This is a genomic window from Oscillibacter sp. ER4 (genome assembly GCF_000765235.1).
Classification (GTDB): Bacteria; Bacillota; Clostridia; order Oscillospirales; family Oscillospiraceae; genus Hominicoprocola; species Hominicoprocola fusiformis.
On record NZ_JPJG01000068.1, the window covers coordinates 1 to 15,346 of the forward strand.

At 52.5% G+C, this 15,346-nt stretch carries 17 protein-coding genes; 8 read left to right on the forward strand and 9 right to left on the reverse strand.

All coding sequences use genetic code 11. The annotated features are described in order from the left end of the window. Positions 1-122: 122 nt before the first annotated feature. Complete coding sequence (pnuC, locus tag NI20_RS0110960) at positions 123-806, reverse strand: nicotinamide riboside transporter PnuC (RefSeq protein WP_033121446.1); 684 nt, start codon at positions 804-806, stop codon at positions 123-125. Positions 807-1,117: 311 nt separating this feature from the next. On the opposite strand from pnuC, the gene NI20_RS14690 reads away from it, so the two are divergent. Then, complete coding sequence (locus NI20_RS14690; RefSeq protein WP_081958486.1) at positions 1,118-1,252, forward strand: DNA-binding transcriptional regulator; 135 nt, start codon at positions 1,118-1,120, stop codon at positions 1,250-1,252. Positions 1,253-1,975: 723 nt separating this feature from the next. Here the strand turns inward: NI20_RS14690 and NI20_RS14705 are convergent. The 4 genes from NI20_RS14705 to NI20_RS0110970 all read right to left on the reverse strand — a co-directional run bounded on the left by NI20_RS14705 (position 1,976) and on the right by NI20_RS0110970 (position 5,114). After that, on the reverse strand, positions 1,976-2,521 hold the full coding sequence (locus NI20_RS14705; protein ID WP_002578721.1) for an AAA family ATPase: 546 nt from the start codon (positions 2,519-2,521) through the stop codon (positions 1,976-1,978). Between the two features lie 199 nt (positions 2,522-2,720). After that, a complete protein-coding gene (gene ant(9), locus NI20_RS0110965; protein WP_052084611.1) occupies positions 2,721-3,497 on the reverse strand; it encodes an aminoglycoside nucleotidyltransferase ANT(9) in 777 nt (258 codons plus the stop codon). Positions 3,498-3,521: 24 nt separating this feature from the next. Then, positions 3,522-4,292, reverse strand: a complete 771-nt coding sequence (locus tag NI20_RS14710; protein WP_002578723.1) for a nucleoside phosphorylase — start codon at positions 4,290-4,292, stop codon at positions 3,522-3,524. 24 nt (positions 4,293-4,316) lie between these two features. Continuing rightward, complete coding sequence (locus tag NI20_RS0110970) at positions 4,317-5,114, reverse strand: helix-turn-helix domain-containing protein (RefSeq protein ID WP_002578724.1); 798 nt, start codon at positions 5,112-5,114, stop codon at positions 4,317-4,319. A gap of 338 nt (positions 5,115-5,452) precedes the next feature. Between NI20_RS0110970 and NI20_RS0110975 the strand changes: the two genes are divergently transcribed. From NI20_RS0110975 to NI20_RS0111000, 6 genes are all read left to right on the forward strand, one after another. Beyond that, on the forward strand, positions 5,453-5,866 hold the full coding sequence (locus tag NI20_RS0110975) for a cysteine-rich VLP domain-containing protein (protein ID WP_002588751.1): 414 nt from the start codon (positions 5,453-5,455) through the stop codon (positions 5,864-5,866). A 111-nt stretch (positions 5,867-5,977) separates the two neighbouring features. Beyond that, complete coding sequence (locus NI20_RS0110980) at positions 5,978-6,373, forward strand: replication initiator protein A (RefSeq protein ID WP_002588752.1); 396 nt, start codon at positions 5,978-5,980, stop codon at positions 6,371-6,373. A gap of 183 nt (positions 6,374-6,556) precedes the next feature. Continuing rightward, positions 6,557-7,501: a MobV family relaxase gene (gene mobV / locus NI20_RS0110985; protein ID WP_002334814.1), complete on the forward strand. Its 945-nt coding sequence runs from the start codon at positions 6,557-6,559 to the stop codon at positions 7,499-7,501. 72 nt (positions 7,502-7,573) lie between these two features. After that, positions 7,574-7,768 carry a hypothetical protein gene (locus tag NI20_RS0110990; RefSeq protein WP_002334813.1) on the forward strand — a complete coding sequence of 65 codons (195 nt, stop codon included), beginning with the start codon at positions 7,574-7,576 and terminating at the stop codon, positions 7,766-7,768. 144 nt (positions 7,769-7,912) lie between these two features. After that, a complete protein-coding gene (locus tag NI20_RS0110995; RefSeq protein ID WP_154410947.1) occupies positions 7,913-9,490 on the forward strand; it encodes a recombinase family protein in 1,578 nt (525 codons plus the stop codon). A gap of 68 nt (positions 9,491-9,558) precedes the next feature. Beyond that, positions 9,559-10,485: a lipopolysaccharide assembly protein LapB gene (locus NI20_RS0111000; RefSeq protein ID WP_033121448.1), complete on the forward strand. Its 927-nt coding sequence runs from the start codon at positions 9,559-9,561 to the stop codon at positions 10,483-10,485. A 635-nt stretch (positions 10,486-11,120) separates the two neighbouring features. Here the strand turns inward: NI20_RS0111000 and NI20_RS0111005 are convergent. Both NI20_RS0111005 and mltG read right to left on the reverse strand, forming a co-directional pair. Further along, positions 11,121-12,344 carry a U32 family peptidase gene (locus NI20_RS0111005; protein ID WP_033121449.1) on the reverse strand — a complete coding sequence of 408 codons (1,224 nt, stop codon included), beginning with the start codon at positions 12,342-12,344 and terminating at the stop codon, positions 11,121-11,123. Between the two features lie 58 nt (positions 12,345-12,402). Beyond that, positions 12,403-13,572, reverse strand: coding sequence for an endolytic transglycosylase MltG (mltG, locus tag NI20_RS0111010; RefSeq protein ID WP_033121450.1), 1,170 nt, complete (start codon positions 13,570-13,572; stop codon positions 12,403-12,405). A 106-nt stretch (positions 13,573-13,678) separates the two neighbouring features. Here mltG and NI20_RS15445 point away from each other — a divergent pair, with 106 nt between their 5' ends. Further along, complete coding sequence (locus tag NI20_RS15445; protein WP_177612571.1) at positions 13,679-13,828, forward strand: hypothetical protein; 150 nt, start codon at positions 13,679-13,681, stop codon at positions 13,826-13,828. A gap of 63 nt (positions 13,829-13,891) precedes the next feature. Here NI20_RS15445 and NI20_RS0111015 read toward each other — a convergent pair whose 3' ends face one another. Both NI20_RS0111015 and NI20_RS0111020 read right to left on the reverse strand, forming a co-directional pair. After that, entirely contained in the window at positions 13,892-14,563 is a 672-nt protein-coding gene (locus NI20_RS0111015; protein ID WP_033121451.1) for a thymidylate kinase, read from the reverse strand. Further along, entirely contained in the window at positions 14,560-15,276 is a 717-nt protein-coding gene (locus NI20_RS0111020; RefSeq protein ID WP_033121452.1) for a WecB/TagA/CpsF family glycosyltransferase, read from the reverse strand. Before NI20_RS0111020 ends, NI20_RS0111015 begins: the two co-directional genes overlap by 4 nt. Between the last annotated feature and the right edge of the window lie 70 nt (positions 15,277-15,346).

Below are 15,346 nucleotides of genomic sequence, written 5' to 3' on the forward strand. Positions count from 1 at the left end.
ATCGTTTGTTTGGTACTCCTTTTGGCATAGCAAAACACCCCACTTCTTAGATAGTATATCATACTGTCTAACAAATGGGGTGCAGTTCAAAAAGAGGGTGTCTTTTTATGCGGTAAAACATGTCAGGCCGTCTGCAAGACCTCGCGCTTTTTCCAGCTTATGAAGCCGTAGAGGTCGTTGAGCAGGAAGATGGCGAAGTTGACCGCCACGGGGATGTAGACCGGATTTTCCATCGACGCCATGATCCATAGCACGATGAGCACGACGTCATTCGCCGCGTAGCCCACGGCATAGTAGGACGAGTGCAGCATCGTCAGCGCTGCGGCGAGAAAGCTCGTGATGATCGACACGGTGCTGAAAAAGAGATTCGGCGTATCGAGCAGTTTTAAGATGTAGTAGAACACCGCCGCAACGGCGACGGTGCTGGCGGCCAGCGCCGCGAGGTGTCTGCGCGCAAGCGTCTGGATCGCGACCTCGCTGCCGTTTTCCTTCGACGGGTTTTTGAGCCACGTGACCGTCGACCAGACGGCCATCGGCAGCGTCATGCCGAGGTAGGTGATCATCTCGCCCCAGTAGTGGAAGCGGAACGAGATCACGCCGTACAGAATGCTGAATACGATCATCAACACCTGTGACCACACGTTGCCCTTGGCCGCAAACACAAGCGATGTGACACCGACAAGCGCCGCCGTCATCGTGAGCGGATCGAGCTCAGGCGTTATCTGGTTTGCGATGAGCACGACGGCGAGCGAGGCGAGCCAGAGGCACCATTCGCGCCGTGTGAGTGATTTGATGGGGTTATTCATGGTTTTCTCCTTTCGAATCAAAGCATAAGTTCAATTCGAAAGGCGCTGCGGGTCAAGGATCGGGATGCGCCGCTGGTTCAAGATCATAGAAGCTGCTCCTGCATGAAATGATATCGAACGTATTCTACACGATGGCGCGTATGATGACAAGAGAAATCTTTTGCGCGGCAGCAACAACTAAAATTCAACCGTTGGTTGAAAAAGTTCTCAACCAATTTTACTGATGGTCGCTGTTTTTTCATGCTCTCCGGCGCTATACTGTGGACACGGAAAGAAACAGCGCCCTAAGCGGGGCGCGAAAGGAGAAGTGTATGGAAAATCATGTGGCAGATCAGATCCGCTTTTACCGCAGGCAGGAGGGCCTGACGCAGGAGCAGCTGGCCGAGGCGATGGGCGTCTCCGTTGCGGCGGTGAGCAAGTGGGAGCAGGGAGTTTCCCAAAGTTAAAGATACCACATCAATCCCACGCGGACTTTTGCTCAACCGATACAGCCGGAGGGCTGGATAACAAGAAAAGGCGGTATGCGCCCCGTGGAGGGGTAGCGTACCGCCTTTTCTTGTGGGGGTTTCCAAAGGGGGCAACGCCCCCATTTGGCACACGACTTTGCGAAGCAAAGTGTAGTGTGTTATACGCTCTGTCGGCGTTGCCGTGAAAATGCCGTTGCCGCCGGGGAGGGCAAGGGCATTTGAAGCGGCAGGAAAACAGGGCTGTGCTTGCGTGGCGTAGAGCCGTAAGCACAGGTCTGGTTTCAACAGCAGACTGGGCGTATATGAAAGCCCCCGTCCCTCGTCCTACGCTCCGACTTGTGGACAAAGTGTCCCGAAGTTGTGGCTACACTCCCGGAAAAGTAACAGGACAGCGGGCAACCGTCAAGGCTGAAATGAACGGGCTTACACCCGGCCTTGACCGCCACCCGCCGTCCCGCTGAATGGGTGGACAAGGCGGCCAATCCCTCAAAGTGCTTGGCCGCTCTCGTTCTGATTTTGGAGCGTTTCTTTTCTCATAATGAAATGGGCGGGAAGCCATTTTAGGGCTTTCCCGCCTTGATTGCCCATCAGCAAAGACGGGCGGGACTGTCAACGGCGGCGCATGAAATGCGCCGTTCATCTTGACCGTTGACTGGCTTTGCTATTTCTCTGATAAATGAAATTTCGATTTTTAGAAATCGTTTAAGATAGCAATGCGGCTCCACTTGAAATTTTTTCTTTTACTGCAAAAACAGCCTCTTGGATAGAATAGGTTGTCGTTTCTATAACATTCGATTCATATATCCCCAAATTACAAAATTGCTCCCACATTGTTTCTACTAATTCAACATTTGTTTTTCTGTCTAATTTTGAACGTTCCACAGCTCGTTTCATAGTTTCTTCTTTACTGGCTCTTAAAACAATATAGTGTACTTCATAATCTTCTCGAACAAGGGCTCTCCATGGTTCTAAAAACCACGGCCCGACAATTCCATCTACAATTACATCATATCCGCCGCGGGCATAGCGCTTTGCAGCTTCTAAAAAGGCTTCAATGACAACTAAATTTTGTTCGTTGGACTCTGGTAAATGCGGCGGTATTGCTCCTTTGCTTAAATAATGAAAAAAGTCGTCTGTGTGCATATGCACAGATTTATCCATGTTCGATTCTTTTGCGACAATCGACGCAGTTGTTGTCTTTCCTGTTCCCGGCGAACCTGTAATCACAATAATTCTTCCTTGATTCATCTACATTCTCCCTCGCAATTCAGATTTACCGCTCTCTTTCTGATTTTGGAGCGTTTCTTCTCTCAAGATTGAAATGGGCGGGAAGCCATTTTAGGGCTTTCCCGCCTTGATTGCCCATCAGCAAAGACGGGCGGGACTGTCAACGGCGGCGCATTTATGCGCCGTTCATCTTGACCGTTGATTGGCCCCGCTAACTTTGCTACTCTGTTCTAAGTAATTCCTCAATTTGTTTTTTCATATATTCTACAAGTGCCATCGCTTCCTTTTCTACTGTCTCCCATTCATCAGACAAATTTCCCAAATAAGCTTCCTTTGCCGTTGTTAGCAGGGGGGAAAATCTCTCCGGCAATTTTAAAATTACCCATTTTGCGGCAACATCTTTTGTCGTGATTTCTTCTGTTACTAAAGTAAACCACATTCGTGATAAGGTTAATAACACATTTCTTTCATCACCCTTAAAGCTGGAAATCAAACCAGGTAAAGAAAACCGAATTGCTTTTTTAATTTCGTGAAATGGGATAGCGGGAATAAGCTCTTTGCTTTCCGCCCCCTTCAAAGTTATGCTATTTTTTCTTGCTTGCCATAATAAAATCATTATATCTGGGTCATTGCAGGCTTGCGGATATTCTCCTGCTTCCATCTCTCCCCTTAGCCATTCACCATACATATACTGACATTTTGGCGGAAATTGCAACGGAACAATATCAGATTGATTGATAATAGTTACCTCTAAAGGTCTTTTTTCAATACAGCCTACGGAGCCAGAAATTTTCAATAATTGCTTTGTTAGATCTGCTCTGATTGAATTACTCAATTCTTGCTTAGTAATTATCAGTATATCTATATCACTATCTGGACGCAGCCCATTCATTGTTGCTGAACCATATAAATATATCCCCAATATTTGACCTTGTAATATGGTTTCTGCTATTGAAATAACTTGATTTACTTGTTGTGGAAATTCATTTATATTCATTGTAACTCCTATATGTATTTATTTTTACTCCTCAACAACTGATAAAACAGCGTCTAAGGCTAATTCTAAGGCTATGGATATACTTGTTTTTCCCCATTCTCTTTCTTGGTATTTATGAGGGTCTGCAAGAGTATCGGCTGAAAAAAGCAGCATAGCCCATGTAACTTTTCTAAATTTTGCACACGCCGCCAATGCGGAACATTCCATTTCTACTACTTGACATCCCTCTTCTTTCCGATACTGAACCATTTCTACTGTTTCTCGATAAAAACCGTCTGTTGTCCATGTTTTAACTTCCCAATATGGTATATTCTTTTGGCTTAAAGCAGATTCAATCGCATTTATACCAGCCTTTGAAATCTCTACTTCTCGGGAGGGAGGAAGATAATGGTAAGATGTTCCCTCATCTCTCAATGCAGAAACAGGTATCAAAAATCTATTTTCCGGGATGTCTTCCAATACGCCGCAGGAGCCGACGGAAATAATCTTTGTTACACCCCCTGCAATTAAATATTCTAAAACTTGGACGGCAGCAGCACTTCCCACAGGAGCCGGACATAGACATATTTTCTCCTGATTATAAAGACATTCATAAATAGGATATCGTCTTGTTGCACTTTCAAATTCATCTATCTGTATTCCATCATGGGTATGTGCATAATTTTCAACCTCGTCTCCTAAAAAAGCAAACACTGCTTTTGCAGGAAAACATTTTTTCCCATTTCCCGGCTGAAAAACAGCTTTTGATGCGGTATCGTACTCTAAAACAGGGTAGTCATGCTTTACTAATGGCATATTATTATCTCGAATAACAGGCTATTATTCTATTCCTTTCATCATCTTTTTTGCCAACTGCTTGAACAGGTCGGCAGTTTCTTCATCCATCGGCGTAAGCTGTCCGATCTGTCCGGCAACCATCGCCGCTACATCGTCAATGGAAAGCGGGTTTTGCTTCTGTTCCGCCAATGCGTCCCGCATGGCTTGGAACATCGCGGCGGTCACAGCTTCTCCCGGCTGTTCCCCGTTGTCAATGTCTTTCTTAATATCCCGCAGGATAGCAAGGAACACATTTTTGATTTTCTCAATCTCCGCCTCATGTTCCCCCATCTTCTGGGCGTTCAAAAGCTGTAAATCCTGCTTTGCTTCCGCCCGGTGTTCCGGGTGTTCTTTCATCAGGTCGGACAGGGAAGCCGTTGCTATCTCGATAAGCTGGTTTCTTGCTGTTATGCCTTTTGCCGCTGTGTCCTGAAAATAAATCCGTATCAAATCTATCAGCTTAGGAAAATTCCTGTGTTCCAACAGGCGGTTGAGGATTTGCACATCAACAGCACCCGTCACGAGCCCCCTCACGGCTCCCTCGGACAAGCCTAATTCAGAAATATCGTAGCTTTTACGGACGCTCACGGTGGATAAGCCCAGTATGTAGTCTGTCGATACCTTAAATTCCTTTGCCACGCCTATGAGAATATCACTGCTGACCGTTCTCGTTTCGCCGCTGACAATGCGGCTCAACTGGGAAGCGGAAACCCCTATCTTCTCCGCAAGTTCCTTTTGTGTGATGTGGTTCCCGTTGCATAAATCGGAAATCCGCTGTCCGGGTGTTCCGGGTAAAGCCATAGATACGCACCTCCTCCGCATACTTCCATTATACAGAATGATTGCAAAAATGCAATATCCAAAGTGTAAACTTCATCAAAATGCAATTCTCGCAATATTCCGGGAATTGCATTTTTTTCGTGTAGACTTAGGGTAGTTCATCGATGGACGGCACCTTGAAAACAGAATGACCGTCCGAAAAGGAATACCCCGGCTGGGGAAGCACCGCAAGGAGTCGGACTTCGGGACAAAATGTCCCGAAGTTGCGAGGAGCGTGCCAACGCCGGAACACGCCGCAGGAATGGGGCAGGAAACCTTTTCGGGGAGAACGGCAACGGAAAGCAAAATGGAGGGAACGCATGAGAGATAACCCCTATAAAGACTTGCCGCCGCTGGAACGCAGGCCGGACGGTTCCCTTTACCGCATGACCCCGGCGCAGAGAAAACAGGCGGCCAGCCTGATACGCCGGGAGTGCTGTTGCTGTGAGGACGGCAACTGCATTGTCCTTGACGATGGGGACACCTGCACCTGTCCGCAGACGATTTCTTTCTCGGTCTGCTGTAAGTGGTTCCGCTGGGCGGTCTTGCCGCTGGACGGGACGCTGGAAGCGGAGATTTTCCGGGATAAGGACTTGAAACGCTGTGAGGTCTGCGGCGGTGTGTTCGTCCCCAAATCCAACCGGGCAAAATACTGCCCCGGCTGTGCCGCCAGAGTTCACAGGCGGCAGAAAACAGAAAGTGAACGGAAAAGGAGGTCTGCTGTGGACAGTTAGGAGCGAAAAAAGCCTTGATTTATCAGGCTTCGCAAGCCCCAAACCGGGGCTGGTGGTATAAAGTATCGCCCGCCCCGGAAAACGGGCTTCTAACCGTCCACAAAACGCACTATGACAAATACCATCTATATCCATCAGCCGGAAAAGGCGTTCAGCTTCACCCGGCTCCCGAATTTCCTCTTTGAAGCCCCCACATTCAAGCCCTTGTCCAACGAGGCAAAGGTTCTGTACGCCTTTATCCTGCGCCGGACAGAGTTATCCCGCAAGAATGGGTGGGCGGATGATTGCGGACGGATTTATCTGTACTATCCCATCTGCGAGGTGGTTGACCTGCTCCACTGTGGGCGGCAGAAAGCGGTAAACACCCTGCGGGAACTGCAATACGCCGGGCTGGTGGAGATCCAGAAGCAGGGCTGTGGAAAACCCAACCGCATTTTCCCAAAATCCTATGAAGCGGTTCCAAACACCGACTTCAAGAAATCCGGTTCTGGTACGCCGGAGGGCTGAAAACCGTACTTATGAAGTGAGGAAATCACTCCCCGGAAGTACGAAAACCGGACGGTATATAGAAATACAAAGATTAAAAAGATTTATTTATATTCTATCCATTCCAATCCTATCCGAGCTAATTTCTGCGGGATTTTCCCTGTGGAAAACCCCGGATAGGAAAGGAATGGGGAAAGGAGCAGAATGGCACAACACGCAATTTTGCGGTTTGAGAAGCACAAGGGCAACCCGGCAAGGCCGCTGGAAGCCCATCACGAAAGACAGAAAGAACAATACGCCAGCAACCCCGACATTGACACAAGCCGGAGCAAGTACAACTTTCATATCGTCAAGCCAGAGGGCAGGTACTATCATTTCATTCAAAACCGCATTGAACAGGCCGGGTGCCGAACCCGCAAGGACAGCACACGGTTTGTCGATACGCTGGTAACTGCCAGCCCGGAGTTTTTCAAGGGGAAATCCCCAAAGGAGATACAGGCGTTTTTCCAGAGGGCGGCGGACTTCCTCATTGGCCGGGTAGGACGGGAAAATATCGTGTCGGCGGTGGTACACATGGACGAGAAAACGCCCCACCTGCATTTGACCTTTGTTCCGCTGACAAAGGACAACCGCCTGTGTGCAAAGGAGATTATCGGCAACCGGGCAAACCTGACGAAGTGGCAGGACGATTTTCACGCCTATATGGTGGAGAAATATCCTGACTTGGAGCGTGGGGAGAGCGCCAGCAGGACAGGCCGGAAGCATATCCCCACCCGGCTTTTCAAACAGGCGGTTTCCCTCTCCCGGCAGGCAAGAGCCATTGAAGCCACACTGGACGGCATTAACCCGCTGAACGCCGGAAAGAAAAAAGAGGAAGCCCTCTCCATGCTGAAAAAGTGGTTCCCGCAGATGGAGAATTTCTCCGGGCAGTTGAAAAAGTACAAGGTCACAATCAATGACCTGCTGGCGGAAAATGAGAAGTTGGAAGCAAGGGCAAAGGCCAGCGAAAAAGGAAAGATGAAAGATACGATGGAACGGGCAAAGCTGAAAAGCGAACTGGACAATTTACAGCGGCTGGTTGACCGTATCCCGCCGGATATACTGGCGGAACTGAAACGTCAGCAGCGGCACACGGTAAAGGAAAGGTGATAGATATAAGCAGAAATTTTCGCCGCCTCTGTGCGGCATTGTACCTTGAAAACTGAATATGGAGGACACTGGATGGCAAAAAGTGAAAGCGATATTTTTACACCCCGAACAGGGCAGGTTATACAAGCAGAGAACGGCACGCAGTATTTTGTATGTGGGAACAACCGTATAAAAATCTCCGAACACTTCGCCGCAGGCGGGAAGCCCCTCGGTGATCTGATTGTAGATGTGGTGCGGCATACCGCAGAAAAAGCCGCTTCAACCTGATAGCCCATCATTGATAACACGCCCACGCTTATGATATAATTGCCATAGAGCAAAAGTATTGTAAGCGTGGGTTGTTTCTTTAGAAGGAGGATTTTTACGGTGAAACAACCTTACAATACTACGATTTACAACACGGCGCTTTATATGAGATTGAGCCGGGACGATGAACTGCAAGGAGAAAGCGGGAGTATTCAGACACAACGCATGATGCTCCGGCAATATGCCGCCGAGCATGGCCTGAATGTCATAGATGAATATATCGACGATGGATGGTCTGGAACGAACTTTGACAGGCCGGATTTTCAGAGAATGATTGATGACATTGAGGACGGGAAAATCAACTGCGTTGTTACGAAGGATTTATCCCGCTTAGGCAGAAACTACATTCTGACCGGCCAGTACACGGAAATCTACTTTCCCAGCAAAGGCGTCCGCTATATCGCTGTCAATGACAATGTGGACACCATCAACGGAGAGAATGAGCTTGCCCCATTCCTCAACATTCTGAATGAAATGCACGCCCGCCAGACCAGCAAAAAGGTAAAGGCGGCCATGCGGACACGGTTCGCAAATGGCGCACACTATGGAGCCTATGCTCCGCTTGGCTATGTCAAAGACCCAGATAAGAAAGGCCATCTTCTGATTGACCCGGAAACAAGGTGGATTATCGAAAAGATTTTTGACCTTGCCGTTCATGGCCGGGGAGCCGCCAGCATTACACGGATTTTGGTCGAAGAAAAAGTACCTACTCCCGGCTGGCTGAATTTCCAGAGATACGGCACTTTCGCAAATATCTATGCCGGAGCGCCGGAGGAAAAAGCCTATGCGTGGACGATAGCGCAGGTGAAAAGTATTCTGAAAGAGGAAACCTATATCGGACACAGCGTCCACAATAAGCAGACCAACATTTCATTCAAAAACAAGAAGAAAGTACGCAAGCCAAAAGAGGAATGGTATCGTGTGGAGAACACCCACGAAGCGATTATTTCCGAAGATGTGTTCCGTCAAGTACAGGAGCAGATTTGCAACAGGCGCAGACGGCAGAAGAACGGCACAACACAGATATTTTCCGGGCTGGTAAAATGTGCGGACTGCGGCTGGTCGCTGGCCTATGGTATGAACAGCCAGAACAAAAATCCCTATGCCCACTACCATTGTAGCAAGTACGGGCAAGGATTGCACCAGTGTTCCATGCACTATATCCGCTATGATGTGCTTTACGCCTATGTCCTTTCCCGTCTGCAATACTGGTCTGTGCTGGCACAGCAGGATGGGGACAAACTTCTGAAACGGCTACTTAACGCCAGCGACAAGGAACGCAATACTGCAAGGAAGCGGCAGACAGCCGAACTGAAAAAGGCGGAAAAGCGCAAAGCAGAAGTAGACACCCTGTTTGCAAAAATGTATGAGGACTGGTCTGCCGGACGCATTACAGAATACAATTTCAATATGCTGTCCGAAAAGTATCAGGGCGAACAGCGAGAATTGGACGTAAAAATTGAACGGCTTCACGAAGCGATGGAGACCGCCGCCCAGACAGCGGTTGACGCTGAAAAGTGGATAGGTCTGATGAAACAGTATGTCAATCCCACAGAATTGACGGCTGAACTTCTGAATACGCTGATTGAAAAAATCCTTGTCCATGAAGCGGTCAAAAGTGAGGACGGAAGCCGGGAACAGGAAGTGGAAATCTTCTACCGCTTTATCGGCAAAATCGAATGACACATCTTGAGATACCCAACAATATCTTTAACTAAGGGAAACGGGGGCAGAGCCTTCCGGAGATCCCGATGCTGATGGAGCTCGCGGACTTTTTCGACCTGTCGGTCGACGCGCTTTTGGGCTATCGGCTGCGCTCGAACGACCGAAAGAGCGTCAGCGAGCGGCTGAAGGTCCTGCGCCGCGAGGACAGATATGACGAGGGCCTTGCCGAGGCGGAAAAGGCGCTGCAAAAGTTTCCGAACACCTTTACCGTCGTCTACGAGTGTGCCAAGCTCTTCGAGATGGCGGGCGGCACGCGGAAAGACAAGGCCTTGCAGCGCCGCGCGCTCGATTTACTGACGCACGCTATCCGTCTGCTGCCGCAGAACAGCGACCCGCAGGTGAGTGAAATGTCGCTTCGACTAGACATGGCGAACGTGCTGCTCGATATGGAGGACTGGGAACGCGCGCTCGCGCTCTTCAAGGAGAACAACGCCTGCGGGCTGCTCGACGACCAGATCGGCTGTCTGCTCGCGCTCGTCAAGGAGCGGCGCGAGGAGGGCGTACCCTATCTTTCAATGGCGCTGCTGCGCGCGGTGACGTCGCTCGTGCGTGTGTGCGACGGCTTTGCCAATGTGTTCGAAGCACGAAAGGACATGAAGTCGGCCATCGACATTTTGCAGTGGAAGCATTCGGTACTCTCAGGCCTCAGAAAAAAAGGCACGGTCAGCGAGCTCGACAAGATCAGCGCGGCCTCGCACGCGGCGCTCGCGCGGCTCTTGTACGACTGCCGCGATTTAGGCGGCGCGAACGACGAGCTGAAAACCGCCAAAGCACTGGGTGCAGCCTACGACGCCGCGCCCAGCCACAGCGCAAGAAATGTCCGCTTCTACGAGGGCGTCGAGCATGTGGGCATTTACAGCGACTTTGGCCGCAGCGCGATGGATGCGGCGCTTGATGCGTTCCTCGGAGATGACAGCACAGAGAAGTTGGAAGCGTTTTTCCGAAACGGTTAAAAAGGTCTCCGGGAAAAAGCAGCGCCTTTGGCGCTGCACGGGAAAGGGGGATATTCTCTCACGTGAGAGAATATCCCCCTTGGACCCCCAAGAGAACGCGAGGGGAGGACCCCTCGACCCCCGACATTGGCAGTTTGCAGCTTAAAGAGCTGCACGCGCTGCGCAATCGGGTGCGGCGTACATGGCTTCGCCATGAATCCCTGCGATTCGACACATCCAGCAACCGCGCCTTACTATCGTGAGGCGCGAGTGACGGTAGAACGGCGGCAGACTGCTTACCGAATGCGGCATTGCTTCGCTCGCCGCATTGTGGAGTGCTCCGTTAGACGGAAATTAGGCTGCACTACTACGAGACTGGCAGAGCAGCAGCGGATAGTAGGAGTAGGCCAAATCGTCTTGCAATGCTAAACGCGGCTTTGCCGCGCTATGGGCAGTGCAATCGGCAAGCTTTGCAGCTCTTCAATCTGTTCGCTTGCAATGGAAATTTTCTCTGGGAGGGTGTAAGGGAGGGGTATCTCTTTTTGAAAAAGAGATACCCCTCCCTTATCCGCACCCCTGCGCTTCGCAGGAAATGTGGTGTAGCACCTTCGGCGCTGCCTATCCCCCCCGTGCCCGAAAGGGCGCGAAAAAGCGTTTTAATCCTTTGCGCTCAAAGAAACCGCATGGCGCACAAAGCTCATCGGCGGCACATAGCGCGGCAGCTTCATCTTAAACACCGTCTGCGGTGTGCGCGGCTCGTAGAGCTCGAAGCCCTCGAGGTCGTGCATCACGGGCGCGGTCATCGTGAACGGTCGGCTGTTTGGGCCGACGAGCTCGATCTCGTCGCCCGCGGCAAACTTGTTGCGCAGCGACAGCGTCGCGTTGCCGTCCGCATCGCAGTCCGTCACGACGGCGCAGACCTGCCAGTCGCGGATGTAGCGCGAATTGTCGTAATACTGCCCGGGCTGGCCGTAGTAAAAGCCCGTCGAATAATGGCGGTGGCTCACATGCTCTACCTCATCGCGCCATACGGGGTCGACTTCCCTGCCCGCGGCGACGTCGTCGAGCACATGGCGGTATGCACCTGTGACGATGGCGGCGTAGTAGGCCGACTTCGCGCGCCCCTCGATCTTGATGCAGTCGATGCCCGCGTCCATGATATCGTCTAAATGGTCGATCATGCACATATCGCGCGAATTCATGATGTAGGTCCCCTTCTCATCCTCGAAGACGGGGAAATATTCGCCCGGACGTTTCTCCTCCATCAGCGCATACTGGTAGCGGCAGGGCTGGGCGCACTGGCCGCGGTTCGAGTCGCGGCCGGTCATGTAGTTTGAGAGAAGGCAGCGGCCCGAATAGCTCACGCACATCGCGCCGTGACAGAAGGTCTCTATCTCCAATTCCTCGGGAATTTTCGCGCGCATTTCGCGAATTTCCTGTAAAGATACTTCCCTTGCCAGTACTACGCGTTTCGCGCCTAAATCGTACCACGCGCGGGCGCACTCGTAGTTGGCGATAGACTGCTGGGTCGAGATGTGGCGCTCGCACTTCGGCGCGTACTTCCCCGCGAGCGTAAACGCGCCGAGGTCGGCCAAAATAAGCGCGTCGACACCTGCGTCGTTCAAACGCTCCAAGTGCTCGGGCAGGCGCGCGACCTCGTCGTTGCGCGGCATCGTATTCACCGTCACGTGGACGCGCACACCATGGTCGTGCGCGAACTTCACCGCTTTGGGAAGCTCCTCCGGCGTGAAGTTGCCCGCGAACGAGCGCATGCCGAAGCTCGTACCAGCCAAATACACTGCGTCCGCGCCGTAGAGCACGGCCATCTGCAATTTTTCCATATCGCCCGCCGGGGCGAGGATCTCGGGTTTTCTTCTCATCGTTGTCCTCTTTCAAAGCGGCAGCGTGGCATAAGCCACGCTGCCGCGTCATTTTATGTTAGCCTGCGTACTGGCTGGAGCTGACGAAGCTCGAGTGCTCCGCGTAGGTCTTGAAGAAGTGGTGCACGCCGTCCTTGCCGAGCGCGTAGAAGTAGTAGTTCGTCTGCGCCGGTTCGAGCGCCGCCTGGATGGAGGCGAGACCGGGGTTCGCGATGGGCGTGGGCGGCAAGCCCTCGTACATCGCGAGGTTGTAGGGCGTGTTGTAATTGAGGTCGCTGCTCGTGAGCGTGCCGGTGTAGTTGTCACCAAGGCCGTAAATGAGCGAGGCGTCGATCTGTAGCTTGTGATACGTCTCGCCGATGTTGTTGAGACGGTTATAGATGACCGACGCGATGTTCTCGCGGTCCGTGCCATCCGTCTCCTTTTCGATGAGCGAGGCGATGGTCAAGATCTGGTTGAGCGAATAGCCGGAGGCCTCGACCTTCTGCATGAGCTCATCGCTCATCTTTGTATTAAAGTTGTCGAGCAGTCTCGACAGCGCGTGCGTCGGGTCCTCGTCCACGAAGAACTCGTAGGTATCGGGGAAGAGATAACCCTCAAGGCGTGTCAGGTCGCCCTTCTTATTGTTGTCGATGAACGAATAGTTGAAGTCCGAGTTCATCGCCGCGTCGGTGAGCTTTTCCGCCGTGTTGACACCATACTTGTCCATCAGCGCGATGATCTGGCGGACATTATAGCCCTCGGGGATCGAAATTTTAACGGTATTCGCCGTGAGCGACGCGTTCTTGTTGCTCATGCGGTTGATGAGCGCGTCGTAGTCCATGTCGCTGTCGACGGCGTAGGTGCCGATGCCGATGCGGCTTTCCGCGTGGCGGAGCCTGCCGAACGCCTTGAAGAACCACTTGTACTTAATGAGCCCCTCGTCGTGGAGCTTCGTGGCGATGGTGTTCAGGTTGTCGTCGCGCGTGATCTCGATGGTCGTCTCGACCGGTGCCTTGTTGAAAGAGCACATGTCGTTCGCCAGCAGCCAGCCCACACCGGCGAGGATCGCCGACGTGATGAGCACGAACGCGAGCCACAGCGTAAAGCGGCGGCGCTGCCCTTTCTTCTTCAGTTTTTGCCGCTCGGCGCTGCTGCGCGTGGAGCGGTGCTGCGTGCGCTGCTCCGCTTCGCGGACGCTCTCGGCGTCCCAGCGGGCGGTTTGATCGTAGTTGTCCTCGTAGCTCATAGCTCCTCCTTGCTGATTTGAAATTCCCTCACCTTTTTCTATCGGTCAGGCTCACCTTTGCGCGCTCGCGCATAGGATAGGGCATGACAAGTGAGGTGAAACGAAAATGTGCAATAACAACAATAGCTGCGTGTGGCTGATCCTCATCATCATTCTGGTGCTGTTCGGCTGCGGCGGGTGCGGCAATGGCTGCGGTTGCGGCTGTGGCTGCAGCAACAACTGCGGCTGCGGCAACAGCAACGATTGCTGCTGCTAAGGCACTCTCCTCCTGTGAAGATGGGGCGCGTGAGCGTCCCCTTTTCACTTGTTTTTGATGTGGTCAAGCCTTCAAAAGTTCCGTCACGCGGCGGTAAATTTCCTCGTGTATGTCTTCGACCGTGCGCATCGCGCCGTCTTTCGAGCAGCCAATGCGCTGCCAAGAGCAGCGCTCGGCGACCTTTTTCGCATTCTCGCGGCACGCGCGCAGGTAAGCTTCGTCCTGCTCGTGGATGTCGGCCTTCGTGTTTGTCGCCTGTTCGCGCTCGCGCATCATCTTTTCGGTCAGCTCGGTCGGCACATCGAGATAAAAGACGAGCGACGGCTCGGGCAGGCCCAGAAGGCCGTATTCAAAGCCGAAAAGCCAGTCGAGATATTTCTCCCGCTCGCCGTCCGGCAGCTTGCCGGCCTGATGCACGGCGTTCGAGGTCGTGTAGCGGTCAGCGATCAGAAGTCCACCCGCCTCGTAATATTTGCCCCAGTCCTGCTTGTAGGACGCGTAGCGGTCGACGGAGTAAAACGTCGACGCCGCGTAGGCGTTCACATCGCTCGGGTGCGTACCGAACGCGCCGCCGAGGTACAGCTCGACGAGCGCGGCAGATTTTTCCCCATAGCGGGGAAAGTTGAGCTTGCGGCAGTCGATGCCCTCGCGCTGCAGCCGCTCGAAGAGCAGCTTGCTCTGCGTCGCCTTGCCGGAGCCGTCCGTGCCTTCAAATACGATCAGCTTGCCGCTCATTTGCGCTTCTCCCCCGAAACGTGGACAAGGAAGAGCGGCAGCTTCATCATACGGCCGATACGGGACGGATTTTTGATGAGGCGGTAGAACCATTCCAAATTATGCTTGCAGTAGAACTCCGGTGCGCGCTGCGCGACGCCCGCAAAAATATCCATCGAGCCGCCAAGGCCCATCAGCAGATGACAGCCCGTCGCCTCGCCATATTTCGCCATAAAGAGCTCCTGCTTGGGCGCGCCGAGGCACACGAGCGCCATGTCCGCGCCGCTCGCCTTGATCTCCGCGGCGATGGGGGCATCCTCCTTAAAATAGCCGTCGTGCGTGCCGGCAATCACAAGGCCGGGAAATCGGTTTTTGAGGTTTTCCGCCGCCTGCTCGGCAACACCCGGCTTCGCGCCGAGCAGGTAAACGCTCTTACCGAGCCTGGCGCAGCGCTCGATCATGCCCGTGCCGAATTCGATGCCGGGCACGCGGCCTCTGAGCGGCTGGTGCAGAATTTTCGCGCCGTACACGATGCCGATGCCATCCGGCAGCACAAGGTCCGCGCCGTTAACGGCAGCGTTCGCCGCGGCGTCCGCGCGGCAGGTCTCCACGATCTCGGGATTGGGCGTCACGACATAGTGCGCACCCTCGGAGCACAAAAGCTCTTCCCCGCGCGCAAGCGCCTCGTCCATCGTCACATTATCAAAGCCAACGCCTAAAATATTGATCCGCATGATAGTCTGTCCGTTTCTTTCACATTTTTATTAAAGCAGTTTATTATATCACTCTTTTTTGCCGCTTTCA

What these genes read in the sequence shown, in the direction of transcription:
- pnuC (WP_033121446.1), bottom strand. Translation starts at nt 806, where the DNA reads ATGAATAACCCCATCAAATCACTCACACGGCGCGAATGGTGCCTCTGG.
- NI20_RS14690 (WP_081958486.1), top strand. Translation starts at nt 1,118, where the DNA reads ATGGAAAATCATGTGGCAGATCAGATCCGCTTTTACCGCAGGCAGGAG.
- NI20_RS14705 (WP_002578721.1), bottom strand. Translation starts at nt 2,521, where the DNA reads ATGAATCAAGGAAGAATTATTGTGATTACAGGTTCGCCGGGAACAGGA.
- NI20_RS14710 (WP_002578723.1), bottom strand. Translation starts at nt 4,292, where the DNA reads ATGCCATTAGTAAAGCATGACTACCCTGTTTTAGAGTACGATACCGCA.
- NI20_RS0110970 (WP_002578724.1), bottom strand. Translation starts at nt 5,114, where the DNA reads ATGGCTTTACCCGGAACACCCGGACAGCGGATTTCCGATTTATGCAAC.
- NI20_RS0110975 (WP_002588751.1), top strand. Translation starts at nt 5,453, where the DNA reads ATGAGAGATAACCCCTATAAAGACTTGCCGCCGCTGGAACGCAGGCCG.
- NI20_RS0110980 (WP_002588752.1), top strand. Translation starts at nt 5,978, where the DNA reads ATGACAAATACCATCTATATCCATCAGCCGGAAAAGGCGTTCAGCTTC.
- mobV (WP_002334814.1), top strand. Translation starts at nt 6,557, where the DNA reads ATGGCACAACACGCAATTTTGCGGTTTGAGAAGCACAAGGGCAACCCG.
- NI20_RS0110990 (WP_002334813.1), top strand. Translation starts at nt 7,574, where the DNA reads ATGGCAAAAAGTGAAAGCGATATTTTTACACCCCGAACAGGGCAGGTT.
- NI20_RS0110995 (WP_154410947.1), top strand. Translation starts at nt 7,913, where the DNA reads ATGAGATTGAGCCGGGACGATGAACTGCAAGGAGAAAGCGGGAGTATT.
- NI20_RS0111000 (WP_033121448.1), top strand. Translation starts at nt 9,559, where the DNA reads ATGCTGATGGAGCTCGCGGACTTTTTCGACCTGTCGGTCGACGCGCTT.
- NI20_RS0111005 (WP_033121449.1), bottom strand. Translation starts at nt 12,344, where the DNA reads ATGAGAAGAAAACCCGAGATCCTCGCCCCGGCGGGCGATATGGAAAAA.
- mltG (WP_033121450.1), bottom strand. Translation starts at nt 13,572, where the DNA reads ATGAGCTACGAGGACAACTACGATCAAACCGCCCGCTGGGACGCCGAG.
- NI20_RS15445 (WP_177612571.1), top strand. Translation starts at nt 13,679, where the DNA reads ATGTGCAATAACAACAATAGCTGCGTGTGGCTGATCCTCATCATCATT.
- NI20_RS0111015 (WP_033121451.1), bottom strand. Translation starts at nt 14,563, where the DNA reads ATGAGCGGCAAGCTGATCGTATTTGAAGGCACGGACGGCTCCGGCAAG.
- NI20_RS0111020 (WP_033121452.1), bottom strand. Translation starts at nt 15,276, where the DNA reads ATGCGGATCAATATTTTAGGCGTTGGCTTTGATAATGTGACGATGGAC.